Origin of the sequence: Planosporangium flavigriseum, from assembly GCF_011947225.1 — a bacterium.
Classification (GTDB): Bacteria; Actinomycetota; Actinomycetes; order Mycobacteriales; family Micromonosporaceae; genus Planosporangium; species Planosporangium flavigriseum.
Genome location: NZ_JAATVW010000009.1, coordinates 104,832 through 124,198 on the forward strand (window position 1 = coordinate 104,832; position 19,367 = coordinate 124,198).

At 70.7% G+C, this 19,367-nt stretch carries 16 protein-coding genes; 9 read left to right on the top strand and 7 right to left on the bottom strand.

From position 1 onward, the window contains the following. Nucleotides 1-2 precede the first annotated feature (2 nt). The 5 genes from HC028_RS14780 to HC028_RS14800 all read left to right on the top strand — a co-directional run bounded on the left by HC028_RS14780 (nucleotide 3) and on the right by HC028_RS14800 (nucleotide 6,083). The gene (locus HC028_RS14780; protein WP_168077649.1) at nucleotides 3-644 is read left to right on the top strand and encodes an amino acid ABC transporter permease; all 642 of its coding nucleotides are present in this window, start codon (nucleotides 3-5) and stop codon (nucleotides 642-644) included. A gap of 38 nt (nucleotides 645-682) precedes the next feature. After that, nucleotides 683-1,552 (top strand): substrate-binding periplasmic protein, encoded by an 870-nt coding sequence (locus tag HC028_RS14785; protein ID WP_168077651.1) that lies wholly within the window; start codon nucleotides 683-685, stop codon nucleotides 1,550-1,552. 53 nt (nucleotides 1,553-1,605) lie between these two features. Further along, nucleotides 1,606-3,309 (top strand): hypothetical protein, encoded by a 1,704-nt coding sequence (locus HC028_RS14790; RefSeq protein ID WP_168077653.1) that lies wholly within the window; start codon nucleotides 1,606-1,608, stop codon nucleotides 3,307-3,309. Between the two features lie 2 nt (nucleotides 3,310-3,311). Continuing rightward, the gene (locus HC028_RS14795) at nucleotides 3,312-3,971 is read left to right on the top strand and encodes a hypothetical protein (RefSeq protein ID WP_168077655.1); all 660 of its coding nucleotides are present in this window, start codon (nucleotides 3,312-3,314) and stop codon (nucleotides 3,969-3,971) included. A gap of 84 nt (nucleotides 3,972-4,055) precedes the next feature. Then, nucleotides 4,056-6,083: a prolyl oligopeptidase family serine peptidase gene (locus tag HC028_RS14800; protein WP_239075425.1), complete on the top strand. Its 2,028-nt coding sequence runs from the start codon at nucleotides 4,056-4,058 to the stop codon at nucleotides 6,081-6,083. Nucleotides 6,084-6,136: 53 nt separating this feature from the next. On the opposite strand, the gene HC028_RS14805 is transcribed toward HC028_RS14800, so the two are convergent. From HC028_RS14805 to HC028_RS14825, 5 genes are read right to left on the bottom strand one after another with little or no spacing between them, the layout of a single operon-like run. Beyond that, nucleotides 6,137-7,111, bottom strand: a complete 975-nt coding sequence (locus tag HC028_RS14805) for an LLM class flavin-dependent oxidoreductase (RefSeq protein ID WP_168077657.1) — start codon at nucleotides 7,109-7,111, stop codon at nucleotides 6,137-6,139. Then, complete coding sequence (locus tag HC028_RS14810; protein ID WP_203981284.1) at nucleotides 7,108-8,355, bottom strand: threonine synthase; 1,248 nt, start codon at nucleotides 8,353-8,355, stop codon at nucleotides 7,108-7,110. Before HC028_RS14810 ends, HC028_RS14805 begins: the two co-directional genes overlap by 4 nt. Next, nucleotides 8,352-9,452 (bottom strand): M24 family metallopeptidase, encoded by a 1,101-nt coding sequence (locus tag HC028_RS14815; RefSeq protein ID WP_168077658.1) that lies wholly within the window; start codon nucleotides 9,450-9,452, stop codon nucleotides 8,352-8,354. Before HC028_RS14815 ends, HC028_RS14810 begins: the two co-directional genes overlap by 4 nt. Next, entirely contained in the window at nucleotides 9,445-10,452 is a 1,008-nt protein-coding gene (locus HC028_RS14820; RefSeq protein ID WP_168077659.1) for a TIGR03619 family F420-dependent LLM class oxidoreductase, read from the bottom strand. The genes HC028_RS14815 and HC028_RS14820 overlap by 8 nt, the downstream gene beginning before the upstream one ends. Then, nucleotides 10,449-11,705 (bottom strand): cytosine permease, encoded by a 1,257-nt coding sequence (locus HC028_RS14825; RefSeq protein ID WP_168077660.1) that lies wholly within the window; start codon nucleotides 11,703-11,705, stop codon nucleotides 10,449-10,451. Before HC028_RS14825 ends, HC028_RS14820 begins: the two co-directional genes overlap by 4 nt. A gap of 238 nt (nucleotides 11,706-11,943) precedes the next feature. Between HC028_RS14825 and HC028_RS14830 the strand changes: the two genes are divergently transcribed. Next, nucleotides 11,944-13,164 carry a PucR family transcriptional regulator gene (locus HC028_RS14830; protein WP_168077661.1) on the top strand — a complete coding sequence of 407 codons (1,221 nt, stop codon included), beginning with the start codon at nucleotides 11,944-11,946 and terminating at the stop codon, nucleotides 13,162-13,164. A 52-nt stretch (nucleotides 13,165-13,216) separates the two neighbouring features. Here the strand turns inward: HC028_RS14830 and HC028_RS14835 are convergent, their stop codons facing one another. Beyond that, nucleotides 13,217-13,888 (bottom strand): GntR family transcriptional regulator, encoded by a 672-nt coding sequence (locus HC028_RS14835; protein ID WP_168077662.1) that lies wholly within the window; start codon nucleotides 13,886-13,888, stop codon nucleotides 13,217-13,219. A gap of 186 nt (nucleotides 13,889-14,074) precedes the next feature. Next, a complete protein-coding gene (locus HC028_RS14840; protein ID WP_168077663.1) occupies nucleotides 14,075-15,490 on the bottom strand; it encodes an ammonium transporter family protein in 1,416 nt (471 codons plus the stop codon). Between the two features lie 268 nt (nucleotides 15,491-15,758). On the opposite strand from HC028_RS14840, the gene HC028_RS14845 reads away from it, so the two are divergent. Genes HC028_RS14845 through HC028_RS14855 form a run of 3 tightly spaced genes read left to right on the top strand, consistent with a single transcriptional unit; the run spans nucleotide 15,759 to nucleotide 19,365 of the window. Next, nucleotides 15,759-16,424, top strand: a complete 666-nt coding sequence (locus HC028_RS14845; RefSeq protein ID WP_275408240.1) for an isochorismatase family protein — start codon at nucleotides 15,759-15,761, stop codon at nucleotides 16,422-16,424. Then, complete coding sequence (locus HC028_RS14850; protein WP_168077667.1) at nucleotides 16,421-18,289, top strand: PEP-utilizing enzyme; 1,869 nt, start codon at nucleotides 16,421-16,423, stop codon at nucleotides 18,287-18,289. Before HC028_RS14845 ends, HC028_RS14850 begins: the two co-directional genes overlap by 4 nt. Next, entirely contained in the window at nucleotides 18,286-19,365 is a 1,080-nt protein-coding gene (locus HC028_RS14855; RefSeq protein ID WP_203981285.1) for a PEP/pyruvate-binding domain-containing protein, read from the top strand. Before HC028_RS14850 ends, HC028_RS14855 begins: the two co-directional genes overlap by 4 nt. The last annotated feature ends 2 nt before the right edge of the window (nucleotides 19,366-19,367 follow it).

A 19,367-nucleotide genomic window follows, 5' to 3' on the forward strand; every position in this document is an offset into this window, starting at 1 on the left:
TCATGAAATGGACGGAGTACCTTCCGGAGCTCGCGAGTGGCCTCGGCGTCGCCCTGCGGCTCACCGGACTCTCGCTGCTGCTGGGTTTCCCGCTGGGCCTGGTGCTGGCGAAGCTGACCGACAGCCGGGTACGCGCGCTCCGGCTCGTCGCCGTGGGCCTGGTCGAGATCGGGCGCGGGCTGCCGCTGCTCGTGCTCCTGTACCTGGTGTACCAGGGTCTGCCCCAGGTCGGGCTGACGGCGACCGCCATGGTCTCGGCCGTAGCCGCGTTCACCTGGTCCGCGGCCGCCTACTCGGCCGAGGTCATCCGTGCCTGCCTGGTGGCGGTCCCGGTCGGCCAGCGCGAGGCCGCCATCGCGGCGGGCATGAGTGACCGCGACACGTTCCGGTTCGTCATCTTGCCGCAGGCGGCACGGCTCGCGGTGCCGCCGCTGATGAACCTGGCGGTCCAGTGGTTCCAGTTCACGTCCCTGGCCTACGTCATCACGCTGCCCGAGATCATGCAGGCGGCGTACCTGCTGGGCACGGTCAACTTCGACTACCTGTCCGTCTTCCTCGCGGCGGGCTTCCTCTACGCCGCCGTCACGATTCCAGCGTCCGGCCTGGTCTCTCTCGTCGAGAAACGACTCAGCCGGCACTTGTAGATTCCGCGCCCACCTGTCCGTCAGAAAGGTCCTCAACGATGAGTACGCGCACGCCCAAGTTAGCCGCCGCGGCAGGCTCCGTGGTGGTCGCCCTGGCGCTCACCGCCTGCGGTGGCAACAGCAAGAGCAATGGCAACGACGCACAGGCCGGCGGCGGCTGCAAGCCCGCCCACAACAACGTCAAGACGATCGAGCAGGGCACGCTGACCGTCGCGGCCTACGTGTACCCGCCGTTCGCCGACGTCAAGGACGGCAAGCTCACCGGGGCCGAGGGCGAGATCCTCACCAAGGTGGCCGAGATGGAGTGCCTGAAGATCAAGGTCGTGCAGGGCGCCAGCTCCGCGATGATCCCCAATGTCCAGTCGAAGCGCGCCGACACCACCCTGGGCAGCTGGTACCGCACCGCGAAGCGGGCCGAGGTCGTACGGCTCGGTGCCCCGGTCGTGGCCGACCGGCTCTCCCTGGTCTCCGCCAGCGGGGTGTCGAGCATCCAGGACCTGAAGGGCAAGAAGGTCGGCTCCGTCCTGGGCTTCCTCTGGAACGACGACATGAAGAAGCTGCTCGGCGACGACTACAAGCTGTACGACTCCGCGGAGGCCGAGTACGCCGACCTCAAGGCGGGCCGCATCGAGGTCGCCGTCAACGGCTCGTCGGCCGCGGCGTACCAGCTGCAGAAGCACCCCATCGACGGTGCCAAGATCAAGATTCCGGGGCCGGACCCCGCGGTCAAGTCGACGCTGAAGCCGGGCCAGACGCAGTTCCCGGTCAGCAAGGACAACGAGGACCTCGGCAAGGCCATGGACGAGAACGTCGCGACCCTGCGCAAGAGCGGTGAGCTGAAGAAGATCCTCGACAAGTACGGCTACGTCCCGGAGGCCTCCGAGCCGGGCGAGCCCAACCTGCTCTGACCGACGCCGGGTCCTGGGGACGCTTCGCCGCTGTGAACGAGGAGCAGAGAACTGTGATTGACACGCAAAAACCGACCAGCCCGGTGCGCGCCCAGTTGCCCGCCCCGGACGAACTCATGCAGCCGACGAGACTGGCGACGCTGGCGCCCTCCCGGCTGAGCGCGAGCCGGTCGCTGCTGAACAAGATGGCCCGGGAAGAGTGGTCCGTCGAGTGTGTCCGCTTCGACATCGACGACCGGGCCCGGGGCGAGGCCATCTACCGGGTCCACGCCCCAGGCATGAGCTTCGACTTCATGGTCTTCTCGTTCGAGCCGGTCCTGGAGGGGCGGACCGGACGGATCATCGGGACGGCCTGGGACATGCTCGGCGCGCTCGTCGAGGGCGAGGCCACGCCCGAGATCGTGGACCAGACCCGCGCCGAGATGCCGAAGCTGTACGCGGGCCGGGCCACCCCGAACACGCTCATCTGGTGCCGCTCCAACCGCAGCCTCCGGCTCTTCGAGCACGTGGTGGAGCGGCTCGCCGCCGGGGCGCAGCCCGACGGGGACGAGCTGTGGCGCGTCGGGTACCTGATGCGCAACACCGGCCTGGACGGCAACGGCACCTTCGGGACGAAGTCGTTCGTCGCGTACGAGGCCGACCACCCGCTGCGGGTGCCGTACCACGCCCAGATGCTCGCGGTGTTCCTCATGCGGGAGTTTTCGTTCGACCTCGCCGAGCACCTCGCCCGGACCATCAACCCGCAGGCGGCGACGCTCGACGCCGACCTCAAGCGCATCCTCGGGCTCGGCAACGGCTCCGGCCTCGGCCTGGTCTACTTCGTCAACAACCACCCGGTGCTCCTGGACCGGTGGCTCACCCTGCGCGCCGAAGCGGTGCGGATGTGCCAGGACCTCCCCGTCGTCGTCGGGTCGCCCGCGTGGAACCGCATGCACGACCTGCTGCGGCGGGCGGCCCGGTTCTACGACGACGACCCCAGCCCGTACGAGGCCTTCACGCACCCCACGGTCATCGCCGAGGGGCTGCGCCTGATCCGCAAGGAGCTCGAGGCGCTCGCCGCGGCCGGCGGCGACGTCCGGTACGGCGACGTGGTGGCCAGCGACCGGTACGACGTGTGTCAGGAGGCCATCGAGGTCTTCAACGTGCTCCTGCTGGAGCTGCGGCCCGACGAGGTCGACGCGGCGATCGAGCACTTCGCCGTCGACGAGACGCTGCGCGGACGGCCGGAGGCGACCGTACGCGAGCTTCTGGATCTCATCCGGCGCGACTACGGCTGGGCGTACGCCTACGACATGGCCGACCCGCGCCAGTGCCGCTACCGCTGGTACAAGTCCGAGACGGCCGAGGAGCCGCGGCGCGGCCCGGTCGAGGAGGTCCCGGTCAGCCACGAGTGGGCGCTTGACATCCCGGGTGAGGTGCAGCGGATCACCCGACGCCTCGAGGCCGAGCCGACCGACCGCACCGTCGGCGAGTACCTCCTGGACTACCCGGAGGATCGCCGCATGGTCGAGCGGATCCAGGGCCTCGCGGAGCTGTCCTACCACTCGCCGCACATGAACATGCTGGCCGAGGACTTCATCCCGGTGCACATCATCCGGCTGATGAACGCGGCCTTCCACGGCATCGACAAGACGGTGGACAACTTCGGCCGGTTCGTCATGGGTCTGCTGCTGCACGGCGCGCCGACCCGTGCCGACCTCAACCAGCGCAGCGGGCTGGACTGGATCTACCCCGAACGACCTGCGGAGCGTGCGTAACCATGTCGATTCTCAACATCTCGCTCCGGGAGGCCCGGGTCACGGTGGGGCGCACGCTGTGGCTCACCGGCATCCCGCTGGGCGCCGCCCCGTCCGCGCGCGAGACGGTGATCGCCTGCGAGGCGGTCGGCCTGGCCGGGTTCCGGCGGCTGCGTGACGACTTCGACCTGCTCACCGAGTCGGTCGGCCGGCGGCTCGCGCTCCGGTCGGACGGCGCCGACGTCGTCGTCGACGGCACCGGCGTGCACGCCTTCTTCGCCGTGCCCGGCCTGCTCGACGTCGCGGCGCTGACCGTCGCCCGGCACGCCCATGCGCGGGTACGCGTCGACGGCGTGACCCGGCCGGATCTGCTGGCCGTGCTGCCGCACCTGGCTCAGGACGGCCTCCGGGTCGACGTACAGTTCCTGTCCCCGGAGAGCGTCGAGATCGTCGCTGAGCGCGGCGCCGCCGACGCCTCCCCGGTCGACGCGGTCGCCACTCAGGGCATGCCGGTCGATGCCGATCTGTACTGGGAGCTCTACCGCCTCAGCGACCGGGCGCTGACGCCCGACTCTCCGCTCTCGCGCAACCACACCGGCCGCTCGGTCTTCAACGAGAACGGTGAAGTCATCGGCGAGCTGGGCGAGGACTGGCACGGAGAGGTGCCGGCGTCGGCGAAGTAGTCCCAGGCACGGGGTAGCGTTCGTCGGGCAGCCATGGATTCTCGTCATGGCTGCCCGACACCTACTCTCCGGGACGGTTGGAACGTGGTCGAGACGGTCAGCGGCGGCGACGACGCGTACCTGTGGTTGGAAGATCTTGAAGACGAGGGCGCCGCGCGGTGGGTCCGCGACCGCAACGCTGAGACGGTCGGGGCGCTGACGTTCGGCGACTCGTTCGCCGCGCTGCGCGCGGAACTGCGCGACGTGCTCGACTCGGCCGACCGGATCCCGTACCCGACGCTGCGCGGGGAGTACCTGTACAACCTGTGGAAGGACGCCGCGCACCCGCGCGGGTTATGGCGGCGCACGACCCTCGACAGCTACCGCACGGACGCGCCGGACTGGCAGGTGCTGCTCGACCTCGACGCCCTCGCCGAGCGGGAGGGCGAGAACTGGGTCTGGCAGGGCGTCGAGGTGCTGAAGCCCGGTTACGAGCGCTGCCTGATCAGCCTGTCCCGGGGCGGCTCCGACGCCAGCGTCGTGCGCGAGTTCGACCTGCGTGACGGTGTTTTCGTCGCGGGCGGCTTCACTCTGCCCGAGGCCAAGAGCGGCGTCGGCTGGATCGACGCCGACCACATCTACGTGTCGACCGACTTCGGGCCCGGTTCGCTGACGAACTCCGGCTACCCGCGCATCGTCAAGCGGTGGCGGCGCGGGACGCCGCTGTCGGCGGCGGTCACCGTCTTCGAAGGCGCGGCGGAGGACGTCGCCGTCGGCGCCGAGCACGACCCGACGCCGGGCTTCGAGCGCGACTACGTGTACCGGATGCTCGACTTCTACCGCAGCGAGCGGTACGTCCGCACGGCCGCAGGCGAGCTGATCCGCCTCGACGTGCCCGACGACGCGAAGATCGACATGCACCGGGAGTGGCTGCTGATCCGGTTACGGTCGCCGTGGACCGTCGGCGCGGTCACCTACCCGGCCGGGGCCGTGCTGGTCACCGGGCTCGACGCGTACCTCGCCGGCGACCGGGACCTGACCGTCCTGTTCGAACCCGACGAGCGGACCTCGCTGAGCTACCACGTGTGGACGCGCAACCACCTGCTCCTGGCCACGCTCGCGGACGTGCGGAGCCGGCTGGAGGTGTTCACTCCGGGCGATGCGGGCTGGAGTCGCGCGCCGCTCGCCGGGGCCACCGAGTACGACCACGCCGACATCGTGGACACCGACTCGGACGTGGGCGACGCGTACCTGCTGTCGGTAACCGGCTTCACCCGGCCCACCACGCTTCGCTATGGCCAGATTGGCGGTGAGGTCGAAGACCTCAAGCGGGAGCCGGAGTTCTTCGACGCGGCCGGCCTGACCGTGCGGCAGCACTTCGCCACCTCCGCCGACGGCACCCTGGTGCCATATTTCGTGGTGGGGCCGCAGGACCCGGCCGCCGGGCCGACGCTGCTCACCGCGTACGGCGGGTTCGAGATCTCGCTGACGCCGAGCTACGACGCCGCCATCGGGCGGGGCTGGCTGGCCCGCGGCGGCACCTACGTGGTGGCCAACATCCGGGGCGGCGGGGAGTACGGCCCGCGCTGGCACCGGGCCGCGCTCCGGGAGAACCGGCCGCGGGCGTACGCCGACCTCGCCGCCGTCGCCACCGACCTGGTCGAGCGGGGCATCACGACGCCGCAGCGGCTGGGGGTGCGGGGCGGCAGCAACGGCGGCCTGCTGACCGGGGTCATGCTCACCCGCTACCCGGAACTGTTCGGCGCGGTCGTCAGCGAGGTGCCGCTGCTCGACATGCGCCGCTTCCACCTGCTGCTGGCCGGGGCGTCCTGGATGGCCGAGTACGGCGACCCGGACACCGAAGCCGACTGGGCGTACCTGTCGAGGTTCTCGCCGTACCACAACGTGCGGGCCGGCCGGCCGTACCCGCCGGTCCTGTTCGTCACCTCCACCCGCGACGACCGGGTCCACCCCGGGCACGCCCGCAAGATGGTGGCGCTGCTGCGCGAGCACGGCTACGACGTGTCGTACTACGAGAACGTCGAAGGCGGGCACGGCGCCGCCGCCGACAACGAGCAGCTGGCGTTCAAACGGGCGCTGATCCTCGAGTTCTTCTGGCAGCGGCTCAAGTAGTCCCCGTGATCATCCGGAGTTTGCGGTGCTATGACACCGCAAACTCCGGGTGATCATGACGCGGCCACCTGCAAGCAGACGGCCGCATCCGCGATCAGCCGGGACGGGTCGGGTACGGCCGGATCGTCGCGCACCACGATCGTGGTCAGACCGGCGTCGCGGAACCGGGCGAACGACGCCACCACGTCGTCCGTCGTGCCCGCCGCCGTGAACATGTCCAGCATGTCGTCGGTGACCAGGTCGACGGCGGGCTCGCCGGACCGCCAGGCGGCCCGGAACCGCTCGGCCAGCTCCGGTTCGATGCCCGCCACCTTCGTGATGTCGTGGACGCCGTGGATACCGAGGAACCGCGCGACGAGGGGCCGCTGCGAATCGCGGATCTCGGCCCGGTGGGAGGCGGGGCCACAGGCGAAGGCGAGGTAGGCGCCGACATCACAGGACGTTCGCTCGATGCGTTCCCGCGCCCAGGTGACGTACGCGGGGGAGGACAGCAGCGACAGCAGCACGCCGTCGGCGATCTCGCCGGCCAGCGCGAGGGCATGCCGCCCCTTCACCCCGAGGTGGATCGGTGGATTCGTGCGTACCGGCCGGAACGACAGGCGGGCGTCGACCCGCCAGCCGTCGCCGTCGTGCCTGACCGCCTCGCCGGCCAGCGCCTTGCGCAGGATCTCCACCGACTCGCGCAGCCGGGGGAGCGGCTGGGTGAACGGGATGCCGAGCATCTCCTCCATCCAGCGGGCGTTGCTCGCGCCGAGCCCAAGGATCGCCCGGCCGCCGGACAGCTCGTCGAGGCTGGCGTGCTCCATCGCGGTCAGCATCGGGTGGCGGGTCCACGGGTTGACCACGCCGACGCCGATCCGTACCCGGGTCGTCGCCATCGCGATGGCGGCCGCGGCGGTGAACGCGCCGCGTTCGAAGTAGTCCTCGGTGACCCAGACTTCGTCGAAGCCGCTGGCCTCGGCGGTCTGGGTGAGGGCGACGGCCTCCCGCAGGTCGCGCTGCCCCGACAGAGAGTACGCGAGCCTCATCGCGTGACCGTTCCCAAAGCGGCATCGAGCGAAGCCAGGTCCGGTGCGATGACCGGCACGGCCGGCAGCCGCGCCGCCGTGGCGCCCACGTCCTTCAGGCCGGTGGAGGAGCCGATCACCACGACCGTCTCCTGTGGACCGAGCTGGCCGGCGTGGGCCAGTTTCCCGGCTGCGGCCACCGCGACCACCGACGCGTTCTCCAGGTACAGGCCCTCGGTACGCCCGACGAGCGCCTGGTGGTCGAGGATCTCGGAGTCGTCGGGCACCGCGACGCCAACCCCGTCGGAGCCGCGCAGCGCGGCGAGGCCCTGGTAGGTGCCGAACGGCGAGCCGATCGAGAACGCGACCGTCGGCCCGGCCGGCACCGGGCCGCCGAGCTCGGCGCCGCTGGCGAGGGCGTCGGAGTACGGCCCGAACGACTCGGCGGCGACGAGCCGAGGCGCCCGCCCGATGACGCCGAGCTCCCGCAGGTCGTCGAAGCCCCGGCCGATGCCGGCCAGGCCGTCGGCGTACGCGGTGGGTACCACCACGACGTCCGGCGCGGTGCCGAGCTGCTCGACGAGTTCGTACGCGATGGTCTTGTAGCCGTCCACGCCGAACGGGTTGGAGCCCACCGGCGGGTTGCGGTAGCCGGACATGGGCACCCAGCCGCGCTCGCGGACCGCCTCGGCCATGAGCTGCCAGCGCTCCGGGGCGGCGCGCAGCGCGACCACTTCGGCGCCGTACACCTGCATGAGGGTCTTCATGGTCTGTGGCACCGACTCGAGGGTGAGCACGACGCACCGCAGCCCCGCCGCGGCGGCGTACGCGGCGACCGCCGCGCCGTGGTTTCCGGTCGTCGCCACGACGACCGTCTCCGCCCCGTCCGCGACCGCGCGGCTGATCGCCACGGCGGCCAGCCGGTCCTTGTACGACCAGGTCGGGTTGCGGGTCTCGTCCTTGAGGTAGAGCCGCGGCACGCCGAGGGCGGCGCCCAGCCGGGGGACCGGGAGCAGCGGGGTCCCGCCCTCGCCCAGGCTCACCACCGGGTCGCCGCCCGACAGCGGCAGCAGTCGACGGTACCGGAAGATGCCCCGCTGGCTCCGGTCGACCGGGATCAGATCGTCCACTCCGGACAGGTCGTACGCCGGCAGCGCGTTGACGTTGACACCGGCCGCCGCGCAGTCGGGGCAGCCACCGTAGCCGGCGCCGGCCGCGACCTTCGTGCCGCAGCGCAGGCACCGCAGGTATCCGAGATAGCTCACGCCTCCACCACCCGCAGACTCCGATCCGACACGCTCAACAGGTCGCAGCCGTCCGCGGTGACCACGATCGTGTCCTCGACCATCATTCCGCCCCAGCCCAGCCGGTAGTACGGCGGCTCGATGCACATCGTCATGCCCTCTTCGAGGGGCGCCTCCTCGCCGGGGGAGATGATCGGCGGCTCGTAGAGCAGCAGCCCGATGCAGTGCCCGGCGTGGTGCCGTCGGTACCGGACCCCGGCCCCGCGCACGCGCTCGATCGCGACGTCGAACACGCGGTTCGCCGGTACGCCGGGCCGGATCAGCGCCAACTGCTCGTCCTCGGCTGCCAGGACCGCCTCGTAGAGCGCGGCCTGCTCGGCGTCGGGCTCGCCCAGCACCGCGGTGCGCCCGAGGTCCGACCAGTACCCGTGATACGTGCCGCCGACGTCGAAACGCAGCAGCTCACCGGGGTTCCACGGCCGGTCGGTGGGGTACGCGTCCGCGAGGGCGCTGCGCTCACCCGAGGTCACCACCACGAACCTGGGCTCCAGGCCGGCGGCCGCCATCGAGGCGGAGACCACGGCCGCGATCTCCCGCTCGGTGCTGCCCGCGCGCGCCGAGTCGATGGCGGTGTGGATGGCAGTCTCGGTGGCGCGGGCGGCGTACCGCAGCAGTTCGACCTCGCCGGGCAGCTTGACCGACCGGACGCCGACCATCAAGGCGTCCGCGTCGTCGCGCCCCACCCGGGCACCGGCCGGCAGCCTGCTCAGCGCCACCGCAAGGGCCTCGTCGAAGCGCGGGTACCGGCCCGCCATGCCGTCGAGCGGCGTGCCCTCGGCGCCCTCGAAGTAGAAGGTGCCGAAGCCGATGATGCGGTCGGCCGGCACGCCGGCGTCGACGGCCGGCGCGCTGTCGGCGACCGGGCAGACCAGCCACAGGTCGTCGCCGGTGATCAGCGCGGCCATCCGGTGGGTGGGCCAGACGGACGCGCCGACCGATCGGTACCCGGTGGCGTAGTGCACGTTGTCGCTCGCCGTGGCCAGGTACGCGTCGAACGGCGCGGCGGCGAGGGCCTCCCGCAGGCGGGCGAGGCGGGCAACCGCCAGGGCGTCAGGCATTTTTGATGACCCCCGTCGCGAACTCGTCCATCTGCTCGAGCGTCTCCGGCACGGTGTTGGCGGCGAACAGCAGCCCGGCGAGGGTGTTCACACCCGCCTGCCGGTACCGGTCGACCTGCTCCAGGATGTCGTCCGGCGTCCCGATGAGGTTGCGGTTGAGGATGTCGGTCGGGTCCTGGTCCTTCAGCGTCGTCTTCGACAGCGACTGCAGGTGCTTGTACACCTGCGAGCGCTCGAAGCGGCGCAGCGCCTCCTCGCGGGTGGGCGCCACGGACACCCCGACCTGCAGCGCCACCTCGAAGTCGGCCGGCAGTTCCCGGCCGGCTTTCGCGGCCGCCGCCCGGATCTGCGCCACGCCCGCCCCGACCTCGTCGGCGGTGAGGCACGCGGGCATCCAGCCGTCGCCGAGCACCGCCGCGCGCTCCTTGGAGCCCGGCGCGTTGCCGCCGGACAGGATCGGCACCCGGCCACGTACGGGCTTGGGGTAGCTCTCCACGTCGCGGAAGGTCACCCAGCGGCCCGCATAGCTGGCGCGCCGTTCGCCCCACAGCAGGTGCAGCCCCTCGATGGCCTCGCGGGCATGTTCGCCGCGGTTTATCGGGCGACCGGGCTCCATCGCGGACAGTTCCTCCCGGTACGCGCCGATGCCGACGCCGAGCACGAACCGGCCACCGGAGAGCTGGTCGAGGGTGGCCGCCATCTTGGCCACCAGCACCGGGTTGCGGAACGGCAGCACGAGGATGCAGGTCGCCAGCCGGATCCGGGTGGTCTTCGCCGCGACGTACGACAGGTACAGCATCGGGTCGTAGTAGCGCGGCGGGTCGGCGAACTCCGCCCGTACGTAGGCCTGCGTGCTGACGTGGTCGTTGCCCCACACCGAGTCGAACCCGAACTCCTCGGCGGCGACGGCGAGCCGCACCGCGTCGGCGGGGTCGGCGTACGGCACCGGATACATCAGCCCTTCCGTACCGGTGGGTACGCCCAGCCCGAACCGCATCATGCTGTCCCTTCCGTGGTGACGGGGTCGGCGGCGGCCTGCCGGCCGAACACCTTCTCCCGGATGAGCACCAGCACCGCGTACACGATGGCGCCGGCGATGAGCCCGTTGAGAGCCTTGACGAAGAAGGTCGTGTGGTAGCCGACCAGCGAGCCCGCGACCCAGGCGATCAGCGCCTCCCAGCGCACCAGCGGCGCGGTCGACAGCAGCCGGTCGCTGGCCTCGCGTACCCGGCCGAGCAGCCAGAAGTGGCTGACGACGATGCCGACGAACGGCGGGGCCAGCACGCCGATGATGGTCAGGAACTTGAGGAACTCGGCGGCGAAGCCGGCGAACGCGGTGACCACGGCGATGAGGACCGCGACCACGACCCAGGCCGCGCGCGGGACGGCGGCGCCGAGAATCCGGCTGGCGTTGGTGAAGGCCAGCGACGACGAGTACAGGTTGTTGTCGGCGGTGTTCCACAGCGCCAGGATCAGCATGATGACGCCGGGCAGCAGCAGACCGAGCCCTTCGAGGACGAGCACGAAGTTGCCGTTGCCGACCTTCATCGCGCTGATGGAGGCGATGGCCTCGAAGATGCCGGCGCCGCCGACGAACCCGGCGATGCTGGAGATGACGACGTCGCGGATGCTGCGGGCGTAGCGGGACACGTCGGAGACCAGCGCGACGCCGCTGATCCAGGTGGACACCGCCGCGCCGAGGGCCGCGGTGAGCGTGATCGGCGCAGCCGGGTTGTGCGCCAGCACCTTCGCGAAGCCGCCGTCGCGGGTCATGATGATGACCAGCGCGATGAGCGCGATGAGGATCTCGACGGGTACCGCGACGCTCTTGAAGCGGGCCAGGCCCTTGAAGCCGGTGATGGCCGTGGTCGTGATGGCGATGGCGAGGCCGACGATGATGGTCCAGGCCGGTACGGCCGGCACGAGGCGGTGGATCGCGGCGCTCCAGGCGTCCATCAGCACGCCGATGAAGCCCATCGCGATGATGCCGAGCACCACCGACACCAGGACCGACCCGCGCACCCCGAACACCACCCGCGAGATCAGGTACGAGGTGAGCCCGGCCCGGAAGCCCACGATGCCGATCAGCACCGCGAGGCCGGACAGCACGAGGTTGCCGATGAGGATCGCGGTGATGCCGGTGCGGAAGTTGGTGCCGGAGCCGACGGTGGAGCCGAGCAGGAACGCGCTCACGCTGATGTGCCAGCCGACCTGTACCAGAATCATCTGCCACAGGCCGCGGCGCTCGGCCATCGGTACGGGTTCGATTGCATGATCGTCGGATAACGCCCCCGTTCGGGGCACCGCCACAACTTCGCTGTCTTGCGCGCTACTGCCCATGCGACTCACTCCGCTGCTCGCCGGGTCCATGCCGGTACCCGGGATGAAAGGTTGTGACAGCCGGTCAGGATGGTTCTCCGTACCGGACATAGTGGGCGGTGCGCCGACGATCAGCTACGGTCAGGACACCGAATCGCCGGGGAGGTGTTTTGTGGATCTGCCACAAAAGAGCCCGCCGCGGCTGGACCTGCCCGCGGTCGCCGCCGCGATCCTGGCCGACTTCGACCGGCTGTCCACCCGGGTCCGCGACGCGGTGTGGCGGCAGTTGCCCGGCTACGAGGACACGGTGATGCGCCGCGCCGACCTCGACCAGACCGTCCGGCCCAACCTGCGCGCGGCCCTGGCCGCCCTGGCAGAGGAGCGCAGGCCCCGTCCGGACGAACTGCGCACCGCCGCGCGACTCGGCGAACAGCGGGCGCTGCAGGGCGTACCGCTGGAAGCCGTCGACGCGTCGTGGCGGACCGCGGAGCGGACCGTCGTCGACGCGCTGCTCATGTACGCCGACCGGCTTCCGCCGGCGGTGCTGCGCCGCGCCACCGCCACCCTCGCCGCAGCCTTCGACGACCTCGTACGCGCGACCACCGAGACCTACCACCGCACCCGGGTCGAGGTGACCGAGCGGTTCGAGTGGACCGCGAGCGACCTGGTGTCCCGGCTGGCCGGCACCGAGCGGGTGGACCCGCAGGAGGTGGCGTCCGTCGCCCGCGCCGTCGAGGTCGACCCGGACCAGCCGTTCGTGGCCGTGGCGCTGGGTGCGCCCCCGGCGGCCGGGCTCGCCGTCCGGCAGATGTACCGGCACGCCGTCGCGAGCATCGCCCCGCAGGCCTCGGGGCGGATCCTGTCCGGCACCCACCGTGGGCACGTCATGCTGCTCGTGCCCATCGCCGACGAGCGGGCCCTCGCCGGGATGCTCCAGCGGGCGCTCGACCGGCAGGAGGTGGCCGCCACCGTGCTGGCCGGCGTCGGCGAGCCGCAGCCGGACCTCGCCGGGGTGGGCACGTCCTGCGGCCAGGCTGACGCCGCGTTCGACGTGGGCCTGCGCACGGGGGCGTACCGCCGCGCGGTGCGGTACGCCGACGTCCTCGTGGAGGTGCTGCTGCTGCGCAACCGTACGGTCGCCCGCCGGCTGGTCGACACCCGGCTCGGCCCGCTGGCGGCGCGGCCGCAGTTCCTGGTGACGCTGCGCGCGTACCTCGCCAACGGCCAGTCCGTACGCCGGACCGCGGAGGCGCTCGGCGTGCACCAGAACACGGTCGCCTACCGGCTCGGTCGGGCCCGGGAACTGGTCGGCGACGGCCGGGACGGCCTCGACGGGCTGCTCGATCTGGCGGTCGCCCTGAAGGCGCGGGACCTTCTCGACGGCGCCGGCTGAGGGGCCGGCTGGGTTGTCGGAGTCGCGGGCGCGCTACCGGGCCCCGGGCCGGCTACTCCCCGGCTTCGAAGTGCTCCAGGGCGACGTGGCTGGACCAGGTGATGTGCTCCGCGGCGAGCTTGGCGGCCAGGTCGCCGTCCCGATCGCGGAGCGCGTCGAGAATCGCGCGGTGCTGCTGGTTGGCGGTTTTGATCTGCTCCGCCCGGTACGTGTAGTGCGAACGGTAGCTGGCCGTCACGGCGAGCACCTGCCGCGTGATGGTCTGCAGCAGGTCGCTGCCGGTGGCCACGCTGATGCAGCTGTGGAAGAGGAGGTCGGCGTGTGCCTGCTCGGCGGCGGTGGCCCGGGCGCCGAGCCGGCGCAGCCGGGCGTACGCGTCCTCCAACTGCGTGAGGTGGCGCTCCGTGCGGCTCTCCGCGGCCACCCGCGCGGCGTGCGACTCGAGGACCCCGCGTAGGGCGTAGATCTGGGCGATGTCACGCGCCGTGATCTCACGTACCGTGGCGCCCCGGTTGGGGATGAGGTCGACCAGGCCTTCGCCCTGGAGGATGAAGAGCGCTTCCCGGATCGGGGTACGGCTGATGCCGAGCTCCTCCGCGAGAACCCGCTCCCGCAGCGGCTGACCGGGCTTGAGCTGCCCGGCGAGGATCGAATCGCGCAGGATCCGCGCAACGCCCTCGCTCGTTCGCTGGGCCAGGGGCGGGGTGTCCGCCGACAACTCCATAGGGTTGCTGCTCTCCATCCGTATCGGCTCGGGGCGAAACGAGCTCGTCGTTACCTCCCCGTCTGCTGACCAGGATACGGAGTGGCCCGCAGACGGGTGGGGCAGCTTTGCCTTGTGTCGGATCCCCGGCGGGCCGGCAGCGGGTAGTACTGCCGGCCCTCCGGAGCCCGGAGCCGAGTTACCGCGTCAGTTCGGCGCGGCGGCCCGCTGCGGCGCACCGTAGGCCGTGGCGCCGTCGCCGGGGACGGCGATGATCGGCGGGTCCAGGTCGTCGCCGAAGTTGGTCATACCCCAGTGGGCGGCGTCGAGGCCGATGACCTCGGTCTCCTCGCTGACCCGCAAGCCCCCGAAGCGCTCGAAGATCAGGCACAGGATCAGGCACGGGATACCGGCCACGGCCATCGTGGTCAGCACGCCGACCAGCTGCCACCACGGGGTGATGGTGGCGTGGCCGACGGCGTACTCGCCCTCCAGCCCTGGGAAACCGCCCGTCTTGGTGCCCCACGCGATGAACCCGGTGAGGATGGCGCCGACGACGCCCGGGCCGAACGCGAGCGGGAGGACCTTCGGCTCGTCGATGCGCAGGCGGCGCAGCAGCGCCGTGGTGCCGACGCCGACGATCGGGCCGAGCGCGCCGACGAGCAGGCAGCTCAGCGGCGTGCCGACGTCGAACAGGGTGCCGCAGATGACCATGCCGGCGATGGGGCCCAGGAAGGTCCAGCTCGGCTCCCGCCGCCGGTACGCGATGGCCGCGCCCATGAGCCCGCCGCCGATGAGGCCGGCGATCACGTTCATGACGACGAGACCGAAGCCGCTCTCGGTGTAGGAGATGCCGAAGAAGCCCTTGCCCGGCACGGCGTACCCGGAGCCCAGCGCGACGAACGGGGCGGCGAACGTGATGAGCAGGACGCCGGCCGCCACGAAGCCGACATTGTGCGGCACCGGCTTCGCGCCGCTCGGGTGCGGCGTGAACGTGCCGAGGCGGGGGCCGACCCGCCACGCCATGACCAGTACCCACGTGCCCGCGAAGATGTACAGCGGGAAGACGCCGTCGAAGTCGTGCACGCCTCGGTTGGTCAGCGGCGACACCGAGCCCCAGCACAGGTAGCCCACGAGCGGCGACAGCACCAGGCCGATCAGGAACGACATGATGTACAGCGGCTTGGCCTTCGCCCGCTCCACCACGCCGGTGTGGATGAGCGCCATCGCGGCCATCGAGAACGTCACGAAGAAGACCAGGAAGACCTGCAGGACATCGGCCTCGGGCGTGATCGTGGTGTCGACGTGCATGGCCGGGGTGGACGCGAGGCGGCCCGCGATCCACCAGTCCTTGATCGCCGTCCACAGTGGGTTCGGCACCCCGAAGGCCTGGTTGAACGACCACTGCCAGATCGCGTACCCGCCCAGCAGCGTCCCCACGCCGCCGATCATGGCGGCGGTGAACTTCTGAGCCCAGGTGTCCAGCACGTTGCGCCGGCGGACCAGCCCCATGTCGATGAGGCCCAGTCCCAGGATGACGAGGATGACGGCGAATGCGGCGAATGTGTACAGGAAGGCTAAGAGCAGCATCTCAGTGGATACCTGCTCCGGGAACGACTCCATTTTTCTCCCTCAACGAGGCGGCGCCCGCATCGAGCGGGCGAGGTGGACTACAGGGGGTTGGCCGCGGTTACCGAACTCGCGAAGGTGATGCGTCGGCGCTCTGCGCCTGGGTGCCTTTGTGCTCTGTGCCGTCCTGGACCCCCTTCTCGACCGGGTTACGGCGAGACCGCGACTCGCCGGAATCCCTGGACAACGTTGTGGGCGGACGGTATACATGCATGCCATCAGGTCGCAATACCTTCGATCGATTAACTCGCAGGAGCACCTCGTGGTGGATCCGGAAACGCTTGCTACCTATGACCGCGCCGGGTTCGGCGCGTCGGTGCGGCGTGGGGTGCGGCCGGCCGTCCTGGTCGTCGACTTCACGTACGGCTTCACCGATCCGACCTATCCGACCGCGGCCGACATGACGGCACAGATCGAGGCGACGCGCGTGCTGCTCGAAGCTGCGCGGTCCAAGGGAGTTCCGGTCATCTTCACGACGATCGCGTACGACCGGGGCCAGCTGACCTCGATCGCGTGGCTGCAGAAGGCCCGGGGCATGGCGGCTCTCGAAGCCGGCAGCCGCCTGGTCGAGATCGACGAACGCTTGTCGCCACGGGACGACGAGTCGATCATTGTCAAAACCGGTGCCTCGGCGTTCTTCGGGACACCGCTGGCCTCGGTGCTGGCCGGTCTGCAGGTCGACACGCTGATCGTCACGGGCGCGACGACGAGCGGATGTGTACGGGCCAGCGTCGTGGACGCCGTGCAGAGCGGTTACCCGACGCTCGTGCCCCGGCAGTGCGTAGCGGACAGAGCACAGGGCCCGCACGACGCGAGCCTGTTCGACATGAACGAGAAGTACGCCGACGTCATCGACGTCGACGAGGCCCTGGCGTACGTGCGGGGCCTACCAACCTCGACCCCCTCAGACGCGGAGGTGCTGGCATGACGGCGACGAACGAGATTCCCTTAGAGACGGCACAGGCGAAGTTCACCAGCCCCTTCGACATCGCCACGCCGGCGGGGGCTGAGGGCTGGGAGAGCATGTACCCGTACTACGCGCTGCTGAGCGAGGACCAGCGCGCGCTGGACGAGGGCAAGTTCTGGTTCTTCGACGGCATGCATAACCCCGAGCCGCTGTACCCGTTCGACACCATCATGACCGAGAACTGGTGGGTCGCGGCGAGCCAGATGTCGACCCGGGTGTGGCCGGTGCCGCCGGCCCTCGGCATCGACCACCGCATCATCAACGGCTACCTGTACGTCAGCCCCAACGCGGTCAGTGACCCCGAGGAGATCGGCCGCCGCGCCGAGGTGTTCGGCGTACGCGCCGGCCACTACTACGGCAACTGGGACTCGATCTACGCCGAGTGGGAGGTCAAGGCCAACGACTGCATCGAGCGGCTCAAGGCCATCACCTTCGCCCCGCTGCCGGACATGGAGCCGGAGAGCAGCGTCTTCGGCCACACCGGCACGTACTCGTCGTACCGGCTGCTGACCAGCTACGGCGAGCTGATCCACAACCTGTTCGAGATGGGCTCCTACCACTTCGAGATGCTCAACCTCGGGTACGGGGCGTACCTGACGTTCCGCGAGTTCTGCCAGCAGGCGTTCCCGGGCATCACCGACCAGACCGTGGCCAGCATGGTCTCCGGCATCGACATCCTGCTGTTCCGCCCCGACGACGAGGTGCGCAAGCTCGCCAAGCTCGCGGTCGAACTGGGCGTCGCCGACCTGGTCCTGGCCAACGACGACCCGCACGCCGCGCTCGCGGCGATCGGCGGGCACGCCAACGGTGCACAGTGGCTGGCCGCGTTCGAGGAGTCCAAGGAGCCGTGGTTCTGGTTCTCCACCGGCGCCGGCTACACCCACAGCGACCGGGCCTGGATCGACGACCTGCGCCTGCCGTTCACCGCCATGCGCGGCTACATCGAGGCGCTCCAGCGCGGTGAGGACATCCGCCGTCCGCTCGACGCGATCCTCGCCGAGCGCACCCGCGTCACCGACGAGTACCGCTCCTACCTGCCCACCGACGAGGACCGCGAGGCGTTCGACGGCCTCGTGGAGATCGCCCGCAAGGTGTTCCCGTTCGTCGAGAACCACAACTTCTACATCGAGCACTGGCACCACTCGCTGTTCTGGTCGAAGGTGCGCGAACTCGGCGAGGTGTTCGTCGCCCACAACTTCTTCGACGACCACGAGGACATCTTCTTCCTGCACCGCAACGAGGTGTACAGCGCGCTGTACGACCTGATGATCGGCTGGGCCACCGGCACCGAGGCGCGCGGCGTCACGTACTGGCGCCCGATCGTCGCGAAGCGCCGGGCCATCCGCGAGACCCTGTCGACCTGGTCGCCGCCGCCGGCGCTGGGCGTCCCGCCGGAGCAGATCACCGAGCCGCTGACGGTCATGCTCTGGGGCATCACGCCGGAGAGCGTGCAGGAGTGGCTCGGCGTCGGCGCCGGTGGCGAGGGTGGCAACGGCGTCCTGCGCGGCGTGGCCGCCTCGCCCGGCAAGGTCACCGGACGGGCCCGCGTCATCACCGATCCGGAGCAGATCCACGAGGTAGCCGACGGCGACATCCTCATTTGCCGCATCACCGCCCCGAGCTGGGCGCCGGTGTTCTCCAAGCTCGGCGCCGCGGTCTCCGACGTCGGCGGCATCATGGCGCACACCGCCATCGTGTCCCGCGAGTACGGCCTGCCGGCCGTCGTCGGCACCGGCTTCGCCACCACCACCATCAAGACCGGCCAGCTCGTCGAGGTCGACGGCAACCAGGGCATCGTGCGCGTCCTCGAGGAGGACAGCAAGTGACTTCTCCCCACATCCTCTGGATCGACGACCCGGCCGCGCCCGGCAACCGGGTGCTGGGCGGCAAGTTCGGCAGTCTGGCGGAGATGACCAAGGCCGGCTTCGCCGTACCGCCCGGCTTCGGCATCACCACCACCGCGTACCGGCACTTCCTGGAGGCCGCCGGGCTGGCCGAGCGGGCGCGGCAGGTGCGCGCCCAGGCAGCCACTGCCGACCTCGCCGCGGTCACCGCGCTGAGCGCCGAATTCACCGCCGAGATCGAGGCCGCGCCGCTACCGGCCGACCTCGAGCAGGCGGTCCGCGACGCGTACGCGGAGCTGGAGCGGCGCACCGGCACCTCGTTGGTCCCGGTCGCCGTGCGCTCCAGTGGCGAGTCCGAGGACCTGGCGGGTGCGAGCTTCGCCGGCCAGTACGACACCTACCTGTGGGTCCGGGGCGCCGACGAGGTGCTGACCTATCTGCGCAAGTGCTGGGCCGGCATGTTCGGCACGGCGGTGCTGACCTACCGACCCGACGGGCACGAGGTCGTCGCGGGCGACCACGGCATCTGCGTCGGCGTGCAGCAGATGGTCGAGGCCCGGTCGGCCGGGGTCATGTTCACCCTCGACCCCGTGACCGGCGACCGGTCGAAGATTGTCATCGAGGGCTGCTGGGGACTGGGGGAGGGCGTCGTCAAGGGCGACATCACCCCCAGCCGGTACACAGTGGACAAGGTGACGTTCGAGATCGTCACCCGCGCGCTGAGCCGGCAGGAGGTGCAGTACCGCTTCGACCCCACCACCAAGGTGGTTGGGCTGCTGCCGGTCGACGCCGACCGGCAGGACGCCCCCTGCCTGGACGACTCGCACATCAACGAGCTCGCGAAGCTCGCCAAGCGGATCGAACAGCACCGGGGCGCCCCGCAGGACATCGAGTGGGCGGTCGCCGAGTCCGGCGACGTCCACGTCCTGCAGGTACGGCCGGAGACGGTCTGGAGCCAGCGCAAGCCCGAGGCGCCAATCCTGGAGAAGAAGTCGGCCGTCGACCACGTCCTGATGCGCTTCTCCGGCGGCAAGCTCGCCACGAAGGCGGGATCGTGAAG

Excerpts from the sequence above, each read along its gene's own strand:
- HC028_RS14780 (WP_168077649.1), top strand. The coding sequence starts at position 3 with ATGAAATGGACGGAGTACCTTCCGGAGCTCGCGAGTGGCCTCGGCGTC.
- HC028_RS14785 (WP_168077651.1), top strand. The coding sequence starts at position 683 with ATGAGTACGCGCACGCCCAAGTTAGCCGCCGCGGCAGGCTCCGTGGTG.
- HC028_RS14795 (WP_168077655.1), top strand. The coding sequence starts at position 3,312 with ATGTCGATTCTCAACATCTCGCTCCGGGAGGCCCGGGTCACGGTGGGG.
- HC028_RS14805 (WP_168077657.1), bottom strand. The coding sequence starts at position 7,111 with ATGAGGCTCGCGTACTCTCTGTCGGGGCAGCGCGACCTGCGGGAGGCC.
- HC028_RS14815 (WP_168077658.1), bottom strand. The coding sequence starts at position 9,452 with ATGCCTGACGCCCTGGCGGTTGCCCGCCTCGCCCGCCTGCGGGAGGCC.
- HC028_RS14820 (WP_168077659.1), bottom strand. The coding sequence starts at position 10,452 with ATGATGCGGTTCGGGCTGGGCGTACCCACCGGTACGGAAGGGCTGATG.
- HC028_RS14825 (WP_168077660.1), bottom strand. The coding sequence starts at position 11,705 with ATGGCCGAGCGCCGCGGCCTGTGGCAGATGATTCTGGTACAGGTCGGC.
- HC028_RS14835 (WP_168077662.1), bottom strand. The coding sequence starts at position 13,888 with ATGGAGTTGTCGGCGGACACCCCGCCCCTGGCCCAGCGAACGAGCGAG.
- HC028_RS14840 (WP_168077663.1), bottom strand. The coding sequence starts at position 15,490 with ATGGAGTCGTTCCCGGAGCAGGTATCCACTGAGATGCTGCTCTTAGCC.
- HC028_RS14850 (WP_168077667.1), top strand. The coding sequence starts at position 16,421 with ATGACGGCGACGAACGAGATTCCCTTAGAGACGGCACAGGCGAAGTTC.